Raw genomic sequence first — 21,841 nt, 5'->3', positions numbered from 1 at the left:
TTAAATGACAGATATTGAAATTGCACAAGATGTAAAAATGGATAAAATTGTAAAGATTGCTGAAAAGATTGGCCTTACAGAGGATGATATTGAACAATATGGGTCATATAAAGCCAAAATCAAATTACCTTTACAGATAAAAAATTCAACTAAACGAAAACTGATTTTAGTTACTTCGATTAATCCTACTCCTGCTGGTGAGGGGAAATCGACAGTTACTGTAGGATTAGGTGACGCGTTTACCTTGCTACAAAAAAAAGCAATTATTGCACTCCGTGAGCCGTCCTTGGGACCTGTGATGGGAATGAAGGGCGGTGCCACTGGTGGTGGTTATGCGCAAGTTGTGCCTATGGAAGATATTAACTTGCATTTTACAGGGGATATGCACGCCTTGACGACCGCAAATAATACTTTAGCTGCTTTAATCGATAATCATATTCAGCAAGGGAACGCTCTTGGAATTGATCAACGAAGAATTGTTTGGAAACGAACTTTAGATATAAATGATCGTGCACTTCGAAAAATTGTGATCGGATTAGGTGGTCCAGTTCAAGGTGTTCCACGTGAAGATGGGTTTGATATTACGGTTGCCAGCGAATTAATGGCCATTTTATGCCTTTCAGAAAACCTTCATGATTTGAAAGCAAGAATTAATCGAATTGTAATTGGATATACTCATGATCGTAAGCCGGTAACGGTTAAGGACCTCAATGTTGGTGGAGCCATTGCAACTTTATTGAAAGATGCAATTAAACCTAATTTAGTTCAAACTCTCGCACATACCCCAACCATTGTGCATGGTGGTCCTTTTGCTAACATTGCGCATGGATGTAACAGTGTACTTGCCACCCAAACCGCTTTAAATTTGGCTGATTATACACTTACTGAAGCTGGATTTGGTGCCGATTTAGGTGCTGAAAAATTTCTTGATATCAAAACTCCGGTTTTAAAGAAAACGCCAGACACAATTGTGATTGTGGCCACTATTAAAGCAATGAAGCTTAATGGTGGACAAGCATTAGCAGATTTAGCGTCCGAAAATTTGAATGCTCTAAAAAAGGGTATTGCTAATCTTAAACATCATATTCGTAGTATGGCCCAGTATGGCGTCCCTGTAGTTGTTGCAATTAATCGTTTTACTCAGGATACAGAGCAAGAAATTAGCTATGTTCAAAAGATTTGTGCTGAGATGGGAGTTCAGGCTTTGGATACCGATGTGTGGGCAAAAGGTGGTCAAGGTGCATTGGAACTGGCGCAAACTCTTATTAAAACGGTTGAACAACCTAAAAAATTTAAACCACTTTATGCATCAAATTCGGAGCTCACAGAAAAAATTCAAACAATTGTAACGAAGATTTATGGTGGTGCAAATGTTGAATACTCTAAAAAAGCAACTAATCAGCTTAAAAGGTTTAAAAAATTTGGTTGGGATAAACTTCCTGTTTGTATGGCAAAAACTCAGTATTCATTGTCAGACGATCCTAAACTATTAGGGGCTCCCACCGACTTTACTATTCACGTAAAATCTTTTGTGCCTAAATTGGGGGCGGGCTTTATTGTTGCGATGACAGGTAATATTTTAACAATGCCCGGTTTACCAAAACATCCAGCAGCACTAGATATTGATATCAGTGATGATGGTAAAATTAGCGGATTATTTTGATATGGAATGAGGTCTGAACATGTTATTTGCCATAGATTTTTTAATTATTTTAGCAGTAGTGCTACTAGACCAGTTTGTTAAATTTTGGATTGTGGCCAATATTGATATCAACACCGTTCATCAAGTCATTCCTGGACTTTTTTCGCTGACTAATATTCGAAATGACGGTGCAGCATGGAGTATTCTTGAAGGGAAGACAACTTTTTTTTATTTGATTACACTTGTTGCATTAGCAGTTTTAATCTATTTCTTGTATCGAACAAGGGGACATTGGCTTTATCAAATTAGCTTAAGTTTAATTATTGCTGGTGCTTTTGGAAACTTTATTGATCGACTCAGAATGAAATATGTTGTTGATATGTTTCAACTTGATTTTATAAATTTTCCGATTTTTAACGTTGCTGATTTTGCATTAACTATTGGCGTCATTGTACTTTTTATTGCCATTCTCAAGGAAGATCAATTGGAGGGTTAAAAATGTTAACGCATGAGCTTGTTATTCAGAACCAACATGGCAGAATTGATAAAGTGTTGGCAGATGCCTTTCCAGATTTAACACGTTCTCATATTCAAAATTTAATTAAAAAGAATCTTATTTTAGTTAATTCTGAAAAAATAAAAAATAAATACAATGTTCGTTCCGGAGATAAGATTGAAATTCAAGATGAGGGTGTTCAATCGCTTGATTTGGAACCTGAAAATATTCCTTTGGACATTGTGTATGAAGATAAGGATGTTATTGTGGTGAATAAGCCACAAGGTATGGTGGTTCATCCGGCCGCAGGACACCCCAATCATACACTGGTAAATGCATTACTCTATCATAGCCCGCTTTCAACTATTAATGGGACAACCAGACCAGGAATTGTGCATCGAATTGATAAGGATACTTCTGGTTTATTAATGGTAGCTAAAAACGATCACGCTCAGCAAAGCTTATCGGCACAGTTAAAAGCGAAAACCAATACAAGGTTATATATTGCATTAGTGCATGGTAATATTAAAGAAGATCAGGGTACGATTGATGCGCCAATCGGTCGATCACCAAAGGATCGAAAAAAACAGGCTATTGTTGCTGATGGACGGCCAGCCGTCACGCATTTTAAAGTACTTAAACGGTATGGTAAATATACACTTATTCAATGTAAGTTAGAGACGGGAAGAACACACCAAATTCGAGTTCATTTGAAATATATTGAACATCCGGTTGCTGGTGACCCACTTTATGGGCCTCGAAAAACATTAAAAGGAAATGGGCAATTTCTTCATGCAAGTGTGTTAGGTTTTAAACAACCAACTACGGGAGAATATCTTGAATTTAAAGCGCCATTACCAGCTGTGTTTGAAAAGACACTCAAGTGGCTTGACACTCAAACTGAACATGGTTAAAGTTAATTCGTGATAGCGCTTTTAACTGTTGAATATGGATATGGATTTGAAAGTTTTTTGCGAGGCAAATGTAAATTTGTTTCGCCTTTATTTTAGAAGGGAAGTTGATCATCTTGGAAAAAGAAATCATGGATACCATGGCAATGAAAAGAGCATTAACTCGAATTACATATGAAATTATTGAACGTAATCGTGGTGTAGAAGATTTAGTCATAATTGGGATTAAAACACGAGGTGTATTTTTAGCGCAACGGATTGCGGAACGATTGAAACAATTGGAAAATGTTGAGGTACCTGTTGGGGAACTGAATGTAACTGCTTACCGTGATGATGTTCATCAATTAGATAACGATTCAAAGCTTCCGGGAAAGCCGCATTTTGAATTTAGTTTAGAAGGAAAAAAAGTTATTCTGGTGGATGACGTATTATATACTGGACGCACAATTAGAGCTGCTATGGATGCAATTATGGATATTGGCCGTCCAAAACGTATTAATCTAGCAATTTTGGTAGATCGTGGTCATCGAGAACTGCCAATTCGGGCAGATTTTGTGGGTAAAAATATTCCTACTGCACAAAATGAAAAAATCGAAGTTTCAGTTTCAGAAATTGATGAAGAAGATTCTGTCAAAATTGTAAACGGCAAATAGTCAAATGAGGTGAGGACCGTGAGTGAGCGCTATTTGATTTTAGATGATGGCACGGTCTATCGTGGTCAAGCTTTTGGATCACCGGCAACTACTTTTGGAGAAGTTGTTTTCAATACAAGTGCTACTGGTTACCAACAAATTATCACGAATCAGATTTACCATAATCAAATTATTGTTTTTTCTCAACCGTCAATTGGTGGCTATGGAATTGATCGAGCAAGTTATGAATCAATTGAGCCAACGTGTAAAGGTGTTATTGTTCGTGACGTGGCAGATGTGTCAACTAACCGTCAAAGAAGACTATCATTAGATGAGTTTTTAAAAATTCAAAATATTCCTGGAATTAGCGGCATTGATACACGCGCATTAATTCATAAGTTACGATCAAAAGGAACTGTGAAGGGCAGCATTGTTGATCCTGTTAAAGATTTGGCACATGCCTTTGATCAATTAAATGCCATTGTGTTGACTAATCAACAGGTTAGTCAGGTTTCAACACCAAAAGCTTATCCCAATCCTGGAACTGGATTAAATGTGGTCGTTGTTGATTTAGGATTAAAACATGGAATTTTGAGGCAGTTAAGTCAACGAAATTGTAACGTAACGGTTCTGCCATATTCTTGTACAGCGGAACAGATTTTCGACCTTGATCCAGACGGTGTCATTCTGTCGACTGGACCAGGTAGTCCAGCAGACTTACCGGAGTCTCTTACAAGTATGATTTCGGAAGTAGAACAAAGAATTCCTTTGTTTGCAATTGGATTAGGCCATGAATTATTTGCGATGGCAAACGGTGCTAAGGTTAAACCGCTTCAGTTTGAACATCATGGTGATAATCATCCAATCTTGTCAATTATTACGGATGAAATTTTTTATGCGTCTCAAGGACAGGGATACACAGTTGATCGAGATTCAATTGATCGCAATAAGATGCTGACTACGCATATTGATTTAGTTGATCAGTCGGTACAAGGATTAAGACATCGTGACTTTCCGGCTTTTAGTGTTCAATTCTTCCCAGATGGTGCACCAGGGCCACTGGAAAGTTCTGAATTATTTGATGAATTCATTGAAATTATGACTACTCGAATGGAGCGGTAAAAATGGCACGAACAAAGTTGCAAAAAATATTAATTATTGGTTCCGGTCCAAATGAAATAGGTGTGGATACTGAACTTGAGACCGCGACTTTACAAACTATTCAAGTACTTCACGAGGCTGGTAAAGAGGTTACTTTTGTTAGTAACAATGCCAATTCAGTGGCAGGTGATTATTTGGATCCGGATCACTTTATTATTAGTGATTTAGATGCTAATTCTTTAATTAATCTACTTCGAAATAACGATTTTGATGGCCTGATTCCAACGCTTGGTGGTACGCCGACTTTTCAACTGCTTCACCAACTTGATGAGGCAGGAATTTTCGAGCAATTAAATATTCGAATTTTAGGCGTTAGTCTTAAAACCATTGCTAATACTCAGAACCCAGAAGCATTAAATCGCATCTTACAGAATATTCACGAGCCATATATTCCAACTAATATTTTAAACGAGACTAATGAAGTTCTTAAATTTGTCCGTCGTATTGGGTATCCGGTAATTGTAAAACCTGTGGCAGCTATAAGTAACAATAACCGAGTGAGATGTGAAAATGAACATCAATTAAAACAAATTCTGGCTTCGGCTTTTCGGATTTCAACTACGCATCAAGTTGCAGTGGAAAAAAGTATTGTTGGCTTTAAAGAAATTGAAATGACCGTTATTAGAGATAATGAAAATACTAGGATGCTAATTTGTGCAGCAGAAGACTTTAATCCGGTTGGCGTTCATGCAGGTGATTCTATTGTGTTTACACCAACGCAAACACTTACGGATCAAGAATTTCAAGCAATTCGTTCTTCTGCTTTACGAATTGCACAAGAATTTAAAATTCGTGGTATTTGCCATGTTCAATTTGCTTTAAATCAAAGTACAGGTAATTATTATGTGATTCGTGTTAATCCTTATTTTGATCGAACAACGGCTTTTGCAGCGCGTGCTACTGGTTATCCGGTTGCGCTTGTTTGTACGCAAATTAGTTTAGGGAAAAATCTAAGAAATATTACGATTCCTGGTCTAAGACAACATGATTCTTTAGCGTTAATTGAACCTACTCTAGATCATATCGCGGTTCGCTTTCCAACATTTTCGTTTGCTAGTTTTGCGAACGCAAATCAAGAATTAAATACAAGAATGAAGTCGACTGGAGCAGTTATTGCGTTTGGTAGAAGTACAGAGGAATCTATTTTAAAGGCAATTCGGTCAGTTGATTCAACAACTACTTCAGAACAGGCAGCATTGGATGAGTCGCGACTAAATGAAGGACAGCTTATAAATGTGTTGGTACATCCAACTGCCGGAGAGGTGTTTTACTTACTAGAGGCCATTCGTCGAGGTTATCAAGTAGAAGAGCTAGCAGAACTAACTAAAATTGATGCTTTTTATTTTTATAAATTAATTCATATTGTGCAGATTGAAAAAACGCTTCGTAAAAATTTGTTTGACGCTTCTGTTTTACGAAAAGCAAAGTTTTATGGGTATGGGGATTCACAAATTGCACAATTGTGGAAATCTTCCGATGAAAAAGTTCGTAAATTTCGAGAGAAAAATCAAATTCGACCAACATTTAAGGGAATCGAACCTACTGCCGGTGAATTTCCTTACAATAATCGAAGTTACTACACAACCTATGAAACGGAAAATGAATCACAAATTAGTGAAAAACCGAAAGTATTTATTCTAGGAACTGCCAATAATCAAGTCGGCACTAATGCCGCTGCCGAGTATGTAACGGTTCATATGATTCAAACGTGTCGAGATTTAGGATTTGAAACAATTTTAATCAATAACAATCCAAATGCAATTTCAATTTTGCCCCGGTTAGCAGATAAATTATATATTGAACCACTAACTGTTGAAAATTGTTTGAATATTATTAATAGCGAACAACCAGATTATGTAATTGCGCAAGGAAAGTGGCAAATTGTGAATGATCTGAGTGCAGCCGGTGTAAAAATTACGCAATTACCATTGTCACGTACTTCTAGAGCGGAAAACGTAGAATCCAATTATCTTGTCGTTGCAGAGAAAAATGGGGATAAACAACGTAATCTGGGTTGCTTTTATACTGCCGCGGATGCGAGTCTTCATTTTCCATCAATGGCAAGCAAACAAATTGCTACTAAATTACAACATATCACACAAAGTGAAATTCGTAAGCAAGACGAAGGTATTTATTCAGTCATGTTTAAACAAGAGGGAAGTCACTTAATTGTAACAGGTACGATTCCTTTAGCAGTGCAGGATATTCCCTTTATGACTTATGCGTTAAACTATGATTTAGTGGCGGATATGGTTAAACTGAGTTTGAATTATTCGGATTGTGAATCAAAACTAAAATTAACTAGTGCTGGTACGCAACTGAAATTAGAACATGTTTTTCCATATGAACAGTTACAAATTCCGCAACCACAAAATGCACCATTTTCATTAGCAATTGGGGCTAAAATTACTCGCACACAACAATAAATAAAATTAAAATTAAACATGCAAAAATCCTGTAGACGACAACATTTGAGCTGATCTACAGGATTTTTATTCTAAATTAATCTTTTTTTAATTCATTTACCAGTTGTTCATCAGGATCAACAATTAACGTATTTTGACCCTCATAGATTACAAGCCCTGGTTTAGCGCCGTTGGGTTTATGAACACGTTTAACTGCTACATAATCGACTGGAACATGGGCTGATTGCTGTGCCTTTGAAAAGTAGGCCGCCAACGTTGCTGCTTCCGTAAGAGTTTGTTCTGAAGGGTTAGCATCATGAATGATGACATGGGAACCGGGGATCTTCTGTGTGTGTAACCAAATATCAGTCTTTTTGGCGGTTTTTAAAGTTAAACGATCATTTTGAGTATCGTTTTTCCCAACAGAAATTTGAGTGCCATCAGATGCATAAAATGTTTCTGGTTTGCTTACTTGCGGGCGTTTTTGTTTTCTTTTCTTTTGATTGACTTTTAGGTAGCCCTCTTTTTCTAATTCCTCACGAATTTCATCTAAATCTTGCGGATTGGCAAGTTCGATTTGAGTCATGATATTGTCTAAATAGTTAATTTCCTCTTTGGTTTTTGTAAGTTGTTCTGAAACAAAGTGCACAGCATTTTTTGCCTTTTGGTATTTTTTAAAATACTTTTGTGCATTTTGAGAGGGTGAAATTTGATTTGAAAGTGAAATTTTAATGTCACGATTATCATCATAAAAATTAGGAAGCGTAATTGTCGTCATGCCACGTTTAATTTTATTTAAATAGGTTGTTAGAATTTCGCCTTTAATCTTATAACCGTCAGCTTGTTCAGAACTGGTCAGTGTTTGATTCAGTTTTTTAAGTTTAGTTCGATTCTTTTTCAAATCATTTTTAACGACATGGACTAAATTACCAGCTTTTTGAAGAACACGGTCATGCTGAGCTCTTGCCACATAAAAGGCATCAAGCAATTCACTCAGGGTAGAAAATGAGTGTTCTTTACCTTCTAAAGTTGCATACGGAAACGCAGTAAAACTTGATTTCTGTTTTTTCGTGATCATCACTGGTTGAGGCTGATCAAATTTTGCAAAAAATTCATTGAAAGCATTATTGTCATTGTGCTGATGAAGATAGTTTGCTAACTCTAAACTTGTATCTTTATTTAATCCCTGATAAATTCGGCGTAACTCATTTGCTAAAACCTCTTGATTAGGAAACTCTGTAAGTGCTTTTGCATATGCCTGACTTGTATCTGTAAAAGGATTGAGTTTGTTTTGGCTTGGTGGGGTGATATAGGTGGCACCTGGCAGCAACAAACGATAACGGTTTTGGTCTGCATTAATGTGTTTAATGGTATCTAAAATTACTTTTGTGGTGTTATTAAGCAAGACGATGTTACTTCTTCGACCCATAATTTCAACGGCCAACAGTAGCTCTTCTGTGTCACCCAATTCATTGCGTTTAGAAAACGAAAAATTGATAATTCGATCATTTTCAACTTGGTGAATATTGTTTAAAATAGCACCATCCAGGTATTTTCTTAACATCATCGCAAAGTTAGTCGGGACGGCGGGGTTAGCGTAAGGAATATTAGTAATCTGAACTCGGGCGTAGTTTGGATGTGCCGAAAGCAAAACTGGATAATTTTTTCGATTTGCTCGGAATGTAATAATTACTTCATTTTCATAAGGCTGATGTATTTTTGTGATGCGACCACTTGTTAATAAATCATTTAATTCATGAACCATGGCATGTGTAAAGGAACCGTCAAAAGACATATTGAAACCTACTTTCTTCTCGAATAAACTGTTAATATCTAGTATACCAGTGTCTAGGTAAAATGTGATAAACTAAGTTTGAAAATGACTTACAGAGATTAAAACTGTAAAAAATATCTAATAAACAAGGATAGCTTTTTGAAAATTTATAAAATTATGCTATCATGGAAATATTAATTTTAAAAACAAAAGTTGGTGTTCACATGAAAACGGCTATTGTAACAGATAGCACCTGTTACTTATCAGCAAGAGAAATATCGGAAAATAATATTAGTATTGTGCCAATTCCTGTCGTGATTGATGGTAAAAGTTATGATGAAGGCGTTGACATTACTAATGAAGAGTTTTATCAAAAACTAAAAACATCAGGATCGTTTCCTAGTACGACTCAACCGCCGCTAGGTAAAATGATTGAATTATATAAAAAATTACGTGATGAGGGCTATGAAAATGTTATTAGTATTCATTTAGCGAGCACAATTTCTGGTTTTGTTAGCAGCTTAGACTCTATTAAAGACGAAATTGATGGGTTAAACGTTTATGTTTACGATTCGGAGATTACGGTTCGACTAATGGGCTCCCTAGTACTGGAGGCTGCAAGAATGGCCCGCAGTGAACAGGAACCAGATGAAATCCTAAAAAGATTAAATCAATTACGTTCGACATTTGGTGAGTATTTTATTGTTGACGATCTACAAAATCTGGTTCGTGGTGGCCGTTTATCAAATGCTTCAGCTTTTATTGGTGGTTTGTTAAAAATTAAACCCATTTTAACTTTTAATGATGCGCACGAAATTGTCGCTTTTGAAAAGGTTAGATCAACAAAAAAAGCTTTAGCACGAGTTGAAGAGTTGTTTGCTAAAAGTAAGGAAAATTTGGATTATCCAATACGAGCAATTATTATTCATGCAAATGATGAACCAGCAGCTTTGAAATGGCAAGAGAAACTTCAATCAAAGTATCCAGATTTGCCAATTGATATTAGTTATTTTGGCCCAGTGATTGGTGCTCATCTGGGTGAAAAGGCACTTGCATTAGCGTGGTTAGAGGATTATACCCGATCATAAAATCAGTAGGACTCAAGTTAATTTTACTTGAGTCTTTTTTATTATTATTCTTTAAAAGGACTAGTACTTTTGTTGTGAACTGAAGGGGAATGTGATAAGGTTAATTTAATACAATCGGAATGGTGAGAAATGTTCGCCATGAAAAAAATTATTATGATCGTAAAAAGCACTAATAATCTTTATGCGGGTTATTAGGGTTTATTTAAAAGAAGGAGTTTTTTATGCGTAAATTAAAGGTTAAAAATAACGAAGTCGCTGTCTATGCAGTTGGTGGATTAGGCGAAATCGGTAAAAATATGTACTGTGTTCAGTACCAAGATGAGATTGTCATTATCGATTGTGGGATTAAATTTCCCGAAGATGAATTACTCGGTGTAGATTACATTATTCCAGATTATCAGTTCTTGATTGAAAATCAGAAGAAAATCAAAGCGTTAGTTATCACTCATGGACATGAAGACCACATTGGTGGGATTCCATTTTTCTTACAAAAATTAAATGTACCCATTTGGGCTGGTCCGTTTGCTTCGGAATTAATTAAGGGAAAATTAAAGGAACATAATTTATTACGAACAACCGAATTGCATGAATTACAAGAAGATACGGTTTTAAAATTCCGAAAATTATCAGTTTCTTTCTTTAGAACTACCCATTCAATTCCTGATACCCTAGGAATTGCAGTACACACTCCACAAGGAACCGTCGTTCAGACTGGTGATTTTAAATTTGATCTGACTCCAGTAGGCGATCTACCATCACCAGATTTCCAAAAGATGGCAGCTATTGGTGGTAAGGATTCATTATTATTAATGTCTGATAGTACGAATGCTGAACGACCAACGTTTACTAAATCTGAACGATTTGTTGAACAGAGTATCAAACGCATTTTTACTGAAATTCAGGGTCGAATTATTTTTGCTACTTTTGCTTCTAACGTATATCGAGTTAGAGAAGCATGTGAGGCAGCTCTGGCTCGGGGACGTAAGATTGCTATTTTTGGTCGGAGTATGGAAAATGCCATTGAAGCGGGGCAAAAACTTGGTTATTTGAACATTCCTGAGGAGTCCTTGGTGGATGCTCAAGAGTTAAATAATCTCCCAGCAAATAAATTGATGATCTTGTGTACTGGTTCTCAAGGTGAACCAATGGCAGCTTTAAGCCGAATTGCTAATGGTACTCATCGTCAAATTAGTTTACAACCAGATGATACCATTGTATTTTCAAGCAATCCAATTCCTGGTAATACAGTTAGCGTAAATAATTTAATTAATAAATTGGATGAAGCTGGCGTGACGGTTATCCACGGTAAGGTAAACAATATTCATACTTCTGGTCATGGTGGTCAAGAGGATCAAAAGCTGATGTTACGATTAATCAAACCAAAATTCTTTATGCCTTGTCATGGCGAGTATCGAATGCAAATGATTCATAAAAAGTTGGCAGAACAAACTGGAGTTCCAGAAGACAACTGCTTTATTATGAAAAATGGCGATGTTTTAGCCTTAACTCGTGATAGTGCGAGAATTGCGGATCATTTCAGTGCTGGCGATGTTTATTTGAATGATGCAGATATTAATGATAATGTCAGTTCACAAATTTTAAGCGATCGAACTATTCTAGCAAGTGAGGGAGTAGTTACAGCTGTAGCTACAATTAATATTAAAAAACATCGAATTACTGCTGGTCCAGATACCATTTCTCGTGGTTTCATTTATATGCGTGAATCTAATGAATTAATTCACGATACTAATAAAGCTGCTTTTCGTTCATTATTGAATACTATGAAGGAAAAGGCTCATCCAACAGAAAAAGATTTCAGCAGCAATATTATCGATGATCTTCAGGAATTTCTGTATCAAAAGACTGAACGAAGCCCTATGATTGTTCCTATGTTAATTTTTGAATAAAATAAGTGCTGAGCTTATGAGTTAGCAAACGAATCTTCAATGTGAGCAAAGGAATTACTCATTTTTGAAGATTTTTTGTTTTGATGCTAATTTAGCAAAACTTTTTATAAAAAATGAGGTTCATGCTGGTTGTTCAATTCGAAAAATGTTAAATTGAAACTATAAACAGTTTTTAAACTGTACATTCAGTTTATAAGGTTAGGAAGATGATGACTATTAATAATAATAACAACGATTGGTCTGTACCCAGTTCAAGAATGGACCGACTAAAAGCAAAGGAACAACAAAAAGAAGCAAAAAAACGGCAAAAAAAGGTTTCCAAAAAAATGCCAAAGAAACCACCTGTGACTGGTCCTAAACCACCTAAAAAAAAGACCGGGAAAAAAGGATCTAAAAAGTGGCTTTGGATTGTTTTAATTTTAGCTGTGTTAGTTGGAGCTATTGTATTCTTTGTGCATCGATCTAGTGGTAATCAGGCACAAGCTAGTGCCGAGAAAATCGTTCAAAAAAGCTTTAATTCAGATCGTGATAATATTACAGATAGTGCGACAAGTCTCCAAATGACAGAATTAGCTGCAGATGCCAAAAAAGTCCGTAATAATACGGAAGCAAACCAATACAGTCAGTTAGCTAGTTTGGGAAAAAGTGCGGTTGCATTCCGACAAAAAGTTGAAAACCTAAAAAATGGTAGCAACTATCGAACTTCTACCACGGGGACAAAAGTTACAAGTTTACTACAAGATTTGAAATCTTCAAGTTTTGAATCAGACTTTTCCGGTTTTTATAGTGAATATAATAAGAAATTAACGTCACTTGAAGTAAAGGCAAAAGCGGTTAGTAAGTTGCACAAGCAAACTAATAAATTGTTTAAGAATGGTAAGAGTGGTGCACTAGCATCTACAGTTACAAGTTCCGAACTTAACAGTTTATTAGATAAGCTAAATAAGTATCCAAATTTTGAAATGGCTAGCAATGATCTGACTCGCGTTGAAAAAGCTGTTAAAACTTATCGTAAGAAACAGGCTAGCGAATCATCTTCATTAGCATCTTCAGCATCATCGTCTGCTGCAGCAGCGGCATCATCTTCCTCAGCAGCAGCTTTGAGTTCTTCAAGCTACAGTTATAGTAGTTATAGTGCTCCAAGCAGTAGTAGTTCTTCATATTACAGCAGCACATCTAATAACAGTAGTAGCAGTTCTAAAGCAAGTTCAACAAGTAGTTCATCAAGTACCAGTAAGAGCAGTTCCACTAGTGCAAGTAAATCTTCCTCAACAAGTAGCAAAACGGCTAGTTCTAGTAGCAAAAAATAATGCAATCTAAAAAGGATCTTCATCTGAAGATCCTTTTTTTGTTACAGATAAATATAAAAATCAAGAGGGTGGAATAGTTTAAATTGGTTTGGGCAACTTAAAAAACGTTTTTCTATTCTAGTTTACATAATATATATTATTCAAAGCAGTCTAAAACTCATTTTATTTGCACGGTTGCTTATTCCGAAAATAATTTTAGATATTGTTTATAACCCTTAGTTTCCAATTCAGTCTTAGGAATAAATTTTAAAGCTGCTGAATTAATACAATATCTTAAACCACCTTTATCCTGTGGTCCATCTGTAAAAACATGTCCTAAATGAGAGTTTGCGTGAGCACTTTTAATTTCTGTTCGTTCCATTCCAAATGATGAATCACGATGTGCCTTAGTTGCTGATTGATCAATGGGTTTTGTAAAAGATGGCCATCCACAACCAGCATCATATTTATCTTTTGATGAAAATAGCGGTTCGCCACTAACAATATCTACATAAATACCTTCTTGGTAAAAATCATCGTATTTACCACTAAAGGGTGCTTCTGTGGCGGCGTGTTGCGTGACTTCGTATGCTTTATCGGATAACTGATGCTTTAAATCTTTTTCTGGCATGATTAAATTCCTCCTTAAATTTAAAAACTATCTTACTTTGAATGTGTGAGGAGCGCAAGCAAAGAGTCTCTTATAATAGTTAATGGCATGCATCGCTTTTTTGGAATAAAAGAATCTCAACTGCTATTAGCTAAGTCGAGATTCTGGAGTTTAAAATATGAAATTAATCAAAAGCTTTTGTTAATGGTGGCACAACTTGTTTTTTACGTGACACAACACCAGGAAGACTCATACGATGATTATCAAATTTCGTGTTAAATGCTTTTTCAATCACATCTGTTCCCTTGCCTAGTGCCAGTAACTCTGAATCACTAGTAAGGACATTTGTTGCAAGAAGTAAGAATAAATCATATGACTTGCTAGCCATTAAATCAGTCATTGTGGTTTCTAATTCTGATTGACGCTTGAAGACATCATTTAAGTCAACGGCATTGACTTGACCAATTCTGACAGTTTCGCCACCCATTTCAAAGGATTTTGCGTCGCCTTCAAGGATGTCAGTAGCACTACGATCATTAACATCACTACCAGCCTTTAACATTTCGATTCCGTAGGCTTCATAGTCATCAATACCCGCAATTTTTGCTAAAGCAGGAACAGCTTTACGTTCGTCATCTGTTGTTGTTGGTGACTTTAAAAGTAAAGTATCTGAAATGATTGAAGAAAGCATTAAACCAGCAATGTTGCTAGGAATTTCAACGTTATTTTCCAAATACATTTTATAAATGATTGTGCTGCAACAACCAATTGGTTCTGCACGATAAAACAGTGGTTGTGCAGAAGTAAAGTTGATTTTATGATGATCAATGACACTTGTAACGGTGACATCAGCTAAGTCATCAACACTTTGAATAGCCTCATTATGATCAACAAGCACAACTGAGTCAACTTCTGGTTTAGCCTTAGTAATCACACGAGGTGCCTTGACATTAAAACGATTCAAAACAAAATTTGTTTCGTTGTTTGTTTTTCCAAGTGCAACGGCCTCAACCTCATCACCTAATTTGTTTGCTAAGTAGGCGTATTCAATGGCACAACTAATGGCGTCTGTGTCTGGATTCTTATGACCAAAAACTAGTTCTTTACTCATGATTAACAAAAACTCCTTTAAAATTTTTAATTTTGGTTACCAATCATTTTTCGTAAACGTTCTGTGTAGCTTTCTTCACTTAAATACTCATCAAATGCAGATAAGAATGAACTGATTCGTGGAATTTCATCTTTATCTTTTCTGAAGACAAAACTTAAATCAAAGTTGATGGCAGGATCAAACCTTGCCATCCAGGTATTGTCTGATCCTGGATGTGAAATGACGTATGAAGCCGGCAATGCTGTGTTGACTTCTGCGGTTTCAGCAAAGCGACGAATTTGATCCGGAGTTGTAAAACGAGCCACACTCTTGGGTATGTCAACCAATTGATTCTTATAGGATTCCCGTAAAACGCCATCTAAATAATAACCTTCAGGATAAGTAACCCAGTTAGCATTTAGTGTATCTTTTAATTTGATTTTCTTTTGTTTAGATAATTTCTTATCATGATGAATAAAAAGCAAATCTTCATTAAGAATCTTGCGTGATTCATAGGGTTTCCAGTTTTTAATACTGTCATCTGGTAAATACATAATGGCTAAATCAATGCGATTGTTTTCCAGACGTTCCCAAATTTCTTTTCGAGTTAGTGTGTGAAAGGTAATCATAACATCTGGTTGCATCTCATAATACTTGGTGATGAAATCTTCAAATACACGTGATTCAATCGATGCCAACATACCAATGTTAATTTCACCCTTAGTTGGTGAAGTTGATTGTTGAATTTCATCAGTAGCTTGATTTAAAACGGCATTGATATTATGAGTAGCCTTCAACATTGTGTAGCCTGCATCAGATAATCGTAATTTCTTTCCTACTGAATAGAATAGCGGTGCACCTACAGTGTGTTCAAGTTTTTTAATTTGTTGTGTTAAAGCGGGCTGAGTGATACCTAAAATCTGAGCAGCCTGGGTGTAATTCATGGTATCAGCCAACTGAAGGAAATAAGTTAGTGTTTTAGATGAAAAAATAGTTTCTTGTTTTGACTTCATTCCGTTTCTCCTTTAGTTTTAATGATTATAATTTGATTTAAATAATAACTATAATTATTCTAATGGTTAAACGTGAATATTTCAAGAATTTTGTCACCCGAATTGTCAAATTAAGTTAGAAATTTTTTAACTGTTCATCTGTAATCTGACTGATGAATGCTTCCAGAGGTGTCTGGTAACCCAAACTTTTTCGTGGGATGTGGTTTCGTCGACTGGCAACTGCTTGAACAAATCCATCTGATAGCTGGTCCATAATAAGATTGTGACGTAAACCATCTTTACGCAGCAGACCATTGGTGTTCTCATTTAAACCACGTTGATTGGGTGCTCCGACAGCGGCAAAGTAAATATTTAAATCAAATTGGTTAGCAATGGTTCGCCAACCGGCGAACTCCTTACCATTGTCAAACGTAATTGACTTAAATAGGTGTCGTGGCAGCTTCGAAAGCCATCCTGCTAAACTACGATTGACATCGTGTGCCGACTTGGTATGCGAATTCAGCACAATTGCGACCTTAGTTTGTCGTTCAACCAGCGTGGTTACCGCACCCTGATGGTTTTTACCTTGAACCGTGTCACCTTCTAAATGGCCGAATTCTTGATTAAAATTAGGATAGTCCTGATAACGATTCTTTAAATCCCTGCCCAATTGACCCGCTTTCCCACGGCGTTCAATGTAACCATTAGGGTGCCGTTTGCCGTGCATCGGTAAATCTTTGGTCGACAACCCCAAAACACCGCGTTTGAAAAGGCGGTAAAGGGTTCGAACCCCACAGCTGAAAGCCCGTTCTTGGCGATTAATAATGGTATCTGGTTGCCAACCAGCTTGAGTTTTGGCTTGAATATAGGCCAGTTCATCAGGGCGTAGTTGAATTGGTTTACGCCCACAATGTTGTTTATGCTTTCGATAGTGGCATTGGTAATCAATAATCGTACCGCCAGCGTCAAGAAACCGATAAATACGATACACAGTTTCAGCACTCCGATGGAGCGCTGGGGCCACTAGATAAGCCTTTTTACCGAGTTTCCAAAAAGAATAAATTGTGGCAAGTTCGTCTATAGTAAGATGAGTATAGGTCATTTGTGATCAGCCTTTCTTTTGATTTTGACACTCAAAAGTCTATCACAAATGGCTTTTTAAATTTCTAACTTAATTTTACAAACCGGGTCATACAAAAATGTTAACTTAAGAAATCCAAACACTATTTCGTCGCTAATAAAGGCTTTGTCAATTTTTTGAATTTTTGTAAAGCACCATTTTTAAATGAATCAACGAAAGATACTCTAATGTTTAGTAGTCGTCGCAACAATTGGCGTAGCTTTGAGTGCCATTGATACCGGTTCTCCCTCGGCATCTGTGTCAATCACAAACGAACCATTTGAGTAACGTGCACTTAGTGGGTGTTCATCCGCAATAATATCATGTAACGTTGCTCTCGTAGTTCGAACTTCTAACACCGCGTGAGTTTCTAGTCTTACAAAATCAACCACTCGGTGCGGATTGCTCTTTAATTCACGAAGAACTAAAATACCACGACGGGCACGGCTAGTTACTGGAATTTCTTTAACAGCCATTTTTTTAAATGCACCTCGTTGTGTAATTAAGCCCACTTGGTCGCTTTCGTTAACCAATTGCACGTTTGTAACCTCGTCCTCACGAAGATCCATTGATTTTACACCAGCAGTTCGTGCGCCGATGCTTGGAATTTCGGCAAGATCATAACGTAAACCGTAACCGCGTTTTGAAATGAGCATAACGGTTTGTTCAACTGTTTTAGGAATAAACGAAATGTTAACCACTACCGCTTCAGGTTGTTTCAATTTAATGAACACAGCCGCATGCTTTTTATAATTTCTACCTGGTGTAAGATTGGAGAATTCTGTTCGTTTGATATAGCCATCACTGGTAGCCATCAAAAACTCGCCATTTTCTTTCAGTGAATGGAAGGCAAATGTTTTGATGATTCGTTCGTCATCACCTAAACCAATTGTTTGAGAAATGTGTTCACCAGTATCTTTCCATTTGGAATCTGTTAATTCGTGTACGGGTCGAGAAATAAGATTGCCCTTGTTAGTAAACATCATTAAATGATCTAAAGTGCTTAATTGTTCCTGGAAGATGGGATAGTCCTCGTCTTTAAGCCCATTGTCTTCACCGGAGGCATTGTAAGAGCGCAAAGAGCTTCGTTTCAAATAACCGTCATGACTGACAAGCACCATAACTTGTTCTTCAGGAACGACAACTTTACGATCGATTTTAATTTCTTCAATTTCATCCTGAATTTCTGTCAATCGTGGTGAACCATATTCTTTTTTGACACTGCTTAATTCTGAGCGGAGAACTTTAGCCAACGCAACTTCGCTATTTAAAATTTCTTTATATTCAGCAATATGTTTGTCCAGTTCGGCAGATTCAGCTTCTAAGGCTGTCACATCAGTATTTGTTAACCGGTATAACTGTAAGGAAACAATTGCTTCAGCCTGTTCGTCAGTAAAAGCGTATTTTTCTACTAAATTAGTTTTTGCATCTTTTTTATCTTTACTTCCGCGAATAGTTGCAATAACTTTATCAAGAATGGAAAGCGCCTTAATTAAACCTTTAACAATGTGTTGACGCTTTTGAGCTTTTTTTAAACTAAATTCAGTTCGTTTAGTAATAACTTCTTTTTGGAAACTTAGATAAGCTTGTAAAAACGCTTTTAATCCAAGGCGTTCAGGTCGTTTATGATTGATAGCAACCATATTAAAGTTATACGAAATTTGTAAATCTGTATTTTTGAATAAGTAATTTAAAATTCCAGTTGCATCCGCATCGCGTTTAAGTTCAATGGCAATTGATAAGCCCTTTCGATCCGATTCGTCGCGAACTTCAACAATGCCATCAACCCTCTTGAGAATGCGAATCTCATCAATTTTTTTAACCAATTGAGCCTTATTTACTTCATAGGGAATTTCCGAAACTTCAATTTGGGATTTACCACCGCGTAAAGCGTTGATTTGAGTTCTTGCTCGAACAACAATTCGTCCTTTGCCAGTTTGGTAAGCCTTTTTTATCCCATCTAATCCCTGTATGATACCAGCGGTTGGGAAATCAGGTCCTTTTACAAAGTCCATTAATTTTTCAAGTGAAGCATCAGGATGCTTTAATAGGTACAACAATGCATCAATAACTTCATTTAAGTTGTGTGGTGGGATATCAGTTGCGTAACCAGCGGAAATTCCTGTGGCTCCATTAACAAGTAAATTAGGAAAACGACTTGGTAGAACAGTTGGTTCATATTCTGTATCGTCAAAGTTTAAAACAAAGTCGACAGTTTCTTTGTCAATGTCTTTTAACATTTCGCTCGCAATTTTACTTAGACGAGCCTCTGTATAACGCATCGCTGCAGGTGGATCATTATCAATCGAACCATTATTTCCATGCATTTCGATTAAAGGTGCACGCAATTTCCAATTTTGACTCATTCTGACAAGGGCTTCATATATGGAACTATCTCCATGGGGATGAAAGTTACCCATAACATTACCTACAGATTTAGCCGATTTTCTAAAACCTTTATCGTAAGTATTACCATCTTGATTCATAGCATACAAAATACGACGTTGAACCGGTTTTAAACCATCACGGACATCAGGTAATGCCCGTTCTTGAATGATATATTTTGAATAACGACCGAAGCGGTCGCCCATAACGTCTTCTAACGTCAGTTCTTGAATTTTATGTGTATTTTCATTTTTTGAACTTGGCAAATTATTTCCTCCCTTCCCTATTTTTTATCCTCGTCTTTAAATTCATCTTCATGAGCCACATTTACGGCTTCATTATCTAAAATGCTACCTTCTTCTTCAAGAGAAAATTCAACATTATCTTCGATCCAATTTCGCCTGGGTTCAACTTTATCCCCCATCAAAGTTGTGACCCGTCTCTCAGCTAAGGCTGCATCGTCAATTCTAACGCGAACCAGAGTTCTAGTTTCTGGGTTCATAGTCGTTTCCCAGAGTTGGTCGGCATTCATTTCACCAAGACCTTTGTACCGCTGTAAGGCAAATCCCCGGCCAATTTCTTTAGAAGCTTTATCAAGTTCTTCATCAGTCCAGGCATAAACAGTTTTTAATTTTTTCCCCTTCCCTTTTTGCAAACGATAAAGGGGTGGTAGAGCAATATAAATATGCCCTTGATCAATCATAGGACGCATATATTTATAGAAGAAAGTCAGTAACAAAATCTGAATATGAGCGCCATCGGTATCGGCATCGGTCATAATGATGATCTTGTCATAGTTGCGATCTTCAATTTTAAATTCAGCACCAACGCCCGCACCAATCGTATAAATCATGGTACTGATTTCTTCATTTTTCATCACGTCATCTAGTTTTGCTTTTTCAGTATTCAAAACTTTTCCACGTAACGGCAAAATGGCCTGAAACTTGCGATCTCGTCCCTGTTTAGCGCTACCGCCGGCAGAATCACCCTCTACTAGGAAAAGCTCGTTACGGGCTGCATTTTTGGACTGTGCCGGGGTTAGTTTACCTGATAAAAGACGATCGGTTTTTTTACGTTTTTTTCCACTACGGCTAGCATCACGGGCTTTACGGGCTGATTCTCTTGCTTCACGTGCTTTTAGTGATTTTCGAACTAACATTTGGGCGAATTCGCCATTTTCCATTAAATAGAAAAGTAACTGTTCATTAACCACATTGTCTACTATCGTTCGAGCTTCTGGGGTTCCCAATTTTTCTTTGGTTTGACCTTCAAATTCTAGAATTTTCTCAGGAATTCTAAGTGAGATAACGGCCGACAAGCCTTCACGGACGTCACTTCCTTCAAGGTTTTTATCCTTTTCTTTTAAAAGGCCGACCTTACGTGCATATTCATTGAAAGCTTTTGTCCAACCAGAGCGCATACCAACTTCATGCGTACCACCATCTTTAGTGCGCACATTATTAACGAAGGATAAAACATTCTCTGAATAGCCATCGTTATACTGAGCAGCAATTTCAACCTCTACACCGTCTTTTGAACCATCAAAATAAAGGACATCACCCAAAGTGTCTTTATCCTCATTTAAATAGTCGACAAATTCTTTAATTCCTTCTTCGTATAAGAAAGTTTGAGTTTGTTCCTGATTTTCTCGTTCGTCCGTTAAAGTGATTTTCACACCCTTTAAAAGAAAAGCAGATTCCCGCAAACGTTCTGATAAAGTGTTGAAATTAAATACGGTGGTAGTAAAAATTTTACGATCTGGTTTAAAAGTGACAACCGTTCCATTGGGTTGCTTGGTTTTACCAATCTTTTTTAAGGTGCCAATGGGATGACCACCGTTCTTAAACTTTTCTTGATATTTTTTTCCTTCACGTACAATTTCAACAGTCAGATATTCAGACAAAGCGTTGACAACACTGGCGCCGACACCATGAAGACCACCGGATGTTTTGTATCCACCTTGACCGAATTTTCCTCCAGCATGAAGAACCGTAAAAATGACCTCAACAGTTGGAATTCCGGAAGCATGCATACCAACCGGCATACCTCTACCGTTATCGGTGACGGTTAAACTATTATCTTTATGAATGGTCACATTAATTTCTTTTCCAAAACCAGCAAGTGCCTCATCTACGGCGTTATCAACGATTTCATAAACAAGATGATGCAATCCTCTTGAATCGGTTGAACCGATGTACATTCCGGGACGTTTACGCACGGCTTCTAAACCGTGTAGAACTTGAATCGAGGAATCGTTGTATTCTGCTGAACTACGTTTACTCATCTCAAATACCCTTTCTACTATTAATTCTTACTTATCATACCTTATTTAAAAAAAT

The 21,841-nt window shown here is 36.8% G+C and carries 16 protein-coding genes; 9 read left to right on the top strand and 7 right to left on the bottom strand.

The genetic code is table 11. The annotated features are described in order from the left end of the window. Positions 1-4: 4 nt before the first annotated feature. The 6 genes from AB3219_RS08780 to AB3219_RS08755 all read left to right on the top strand — a co-directional run bounded on the left by AB3219_RS08780 (position 5) and on the right by AB3219_RS08755 (position 7,268). A complete protein-coding gene (locus tag AB3219_RS08780) occupies positions 5-1,663 on the top strand; it encodes a formate--tetrahydrofolate ligase (RefSeq protein ID WP_216754041.1) in 1,659 nt (552 codons plus the stop codon). A gap of 19 nt (positions 1,664-1,682) precedes the next feature. Next, positions 1,683-2,138 (top strand): signal peptidase II, encoded by a 456-nt coding sequence (gene lspA, locus AB3219_RS08775; RefSeq protein ID WP_057805653.1) that lies wholly within the window; start codon positions 1,683-1,685, stop codon positions 2,136-2,138. 2 nt (positions 2,139-2,140) lie between these two features. Continuing rightward, a complete protein-coding gene (locus AB3219_RS08770) occupies positions 2,141-3,052 on the top strand; it encodes an RluA family pseudouridine synthase (RefSeq protein ID WP_216754042.1) in 912 nt (303 codons plus the stop codon). Between the two features lie 113 nt (positions 3,053-3,165). Beyond that, positions 3,166-3,702 carry a bifunctional pyr operon transcriptional regulator/uracil phosphoribosyltransferase PyrR gene (pyrR, locus tag AB3219_RS08765; protein ID WP_057805651.1) on the top strand — a complete coding sequence of 179 codons (537 nt, stop codon included), beginning with the start codon at positions 3,166-3,168 and terminating at the stop codon, positions 3,700-3,702. 18 nt (positions 3,703-3,720) lie between these two features. Then, positions 3,721-4,803 (top strand): carbamoyl phosphate synthase small subunit, encoded by a 1,083-nt coding sequence (locus AB3219_RS08760; protein WP_057805650.1) that lies wholly within the window; start codon positions 3,721-3,723, stop codon positions 4,801-4,803. Between the two features lie 2 nt (positions 4,804-4,805). After that, positions 4,806-7,268: a carbamoyl-phosphate synthase large subunit gene (locus AB3219_RS08755; protein WP_367369405.1), complete on the top strand. Its 2,463-nt coding sequence runs from the start codon at positions 4,806-4,808 to the stop codon at positions 7,266-7,268. Positions 7,269-7,344: 76 nt separating this feature from the next. On the opposite strand, the gene AB3219_RS08750 is transcribed toward AB3219_RS08755, so the two are convergent. Then, complete coding sequence (locus tag AB3219_RS08750; protein ID WP_057805645.1) at positions 7,345-9,042, bottom strand: NFACT RNA binding domain-containing protein; 1,698 nt, start codon at positions 9,040-9,042, stop codon at positions 7,345-7,347. Between the two features lie 203 nt (positions 9,043-9,245). Here AB3219_RS08750 and AB3219_RS08745 point away from each other — a divergent pair, with 203 nt between their 5' ends. The 3 genes from AB3219_RS08745 (at position 9,246) to AB3219_RS08735 (ending at position 13,326) form a co-directional block, all read left to right on the top strand. Beyond that, positions 9,246-10,109, top strand: coding sequence for a DegV family protein (locus AB3219_RS08745; protein WP_216754253.1), 864 nt, complete (start codon positions 9,246-9,248; stop codon positions 10,107-10,109). Positions 10,110-10,330: 221 nt separating this feature from the next. Further along, a complete protein-coding gene (locus tag AB3219_RS08740; RefSeq protein WP_216754237.1) occupies positions 10,331-12,016 on the top strand; it encodes a ribonuclease J1 in 1,686 nt (561 codons plus the stop codon). Between the two features lie 206 nt (positions 12,017-12,222). Continuing rightward, the gene (locus AB3219_RS08735) at positions 12,223-13,326 is read left to right on the top strand and encodes a hypothetical protein (protein WP_260365609.1); all 1,104 of its coding nucleotides are present in this window, start codon (positions 12,223-12,225) and stop codon (positions 13,324-13,326) included. A 178-nt stretch (positions 13,327-13,504) separates the two neighbouring features. Here AB3219_RS08735 and msrB read toward each other — a convergent pair whose 3' ends face one another. The 6 genes from msrB to parE form a co-directional block, all read right to left on the bottom strand. Then, on the bottom strand, positions 13,505-13,936 hold the full coding sequence (gene msrB / locus AB3219_RS08730; RefSeq protein WP_216754239.1) for a peptide-methionine (R)-S-oxide reductase MsrB: 432 nt from the start codon (positions 13,934-13,936) through the stop codon (positions 13,505-13,507). Between the two features lie 163 nt (positions 13,937-14,099). After that, positions 14,100-15,026: a manganese-dependent inorganic pyrophosphatase gene (locus AB3219_RS08725; RefSeq protein ID WP_057805637.1), complete on the bottom strand. Its 927-nt coding sequence runs from the start codon at positions 15,024-15,026 to the stop codon at positions 14,100-14,102. Between the two features lie 26 nt (positions 15,027-15,052). Then, complete coding sequence (locus tag AB3219_RS08720; RefSeq protein ID WP_216754240.1) at positions 15,053-16,018, bottom strand: LysR family transcriptional regulator; 966 nt, start codon at positions 16,016-16,018, stop codon at positions 15,053-15,055. Positions 16,019-16,133: 115 nt separating this feature from the next. Continuing rightward, on the bottom strand, positions 16,134-17,099 hold the full coding sequence (locus AB3219_RS08715) for an IS30 family transposase (protein WP_016526705.1): 966 nt from the start codon (positions 17,097-17,099) through the stop codon (positions 16,134-16,136). A 203-nt stretch (positions 17,100-17,302) separates the two neighbouring features. Then, complete coding sequence (gene parC / locus AB3219_RS08710) at positions 17,303-19,768, bottom strand: DNA topoisomerase IV subunit A (RefSeq protein ID WP_367369404.1); 2,466 nt, start codon at positions 19,766-19,768, stop codon at positions 17,303-17,305. Between the two features lie 17 nt (positions 19,769-19,785). Then, on the bottom strand, positions 19,786-21,786 hold the full coding sequence (gene parE / locus AB3219_RS08705; protein WP_367369403.1) for a DNA topoisomerase IV subunit B: 2,001 nt from the start codon (positions 21,784-21,786) through the stop codon (positions 19,786-19,788). Between the last annotated feature and the right edge of the window lie 55 nt (positions 21,787-21,841).

Source organism: Pediococcus ethanolidurans, assembly GCF_964062635.1.
GTDB lineage: Bacteria > Bacillota > Bacilli > Lactobacillales > Lactobacillaceae > Pediococcus > Pediococcus ethanolidurans.
This window is presented reverse-complemented; position numbering and strand designations above follow the sequence as displayed.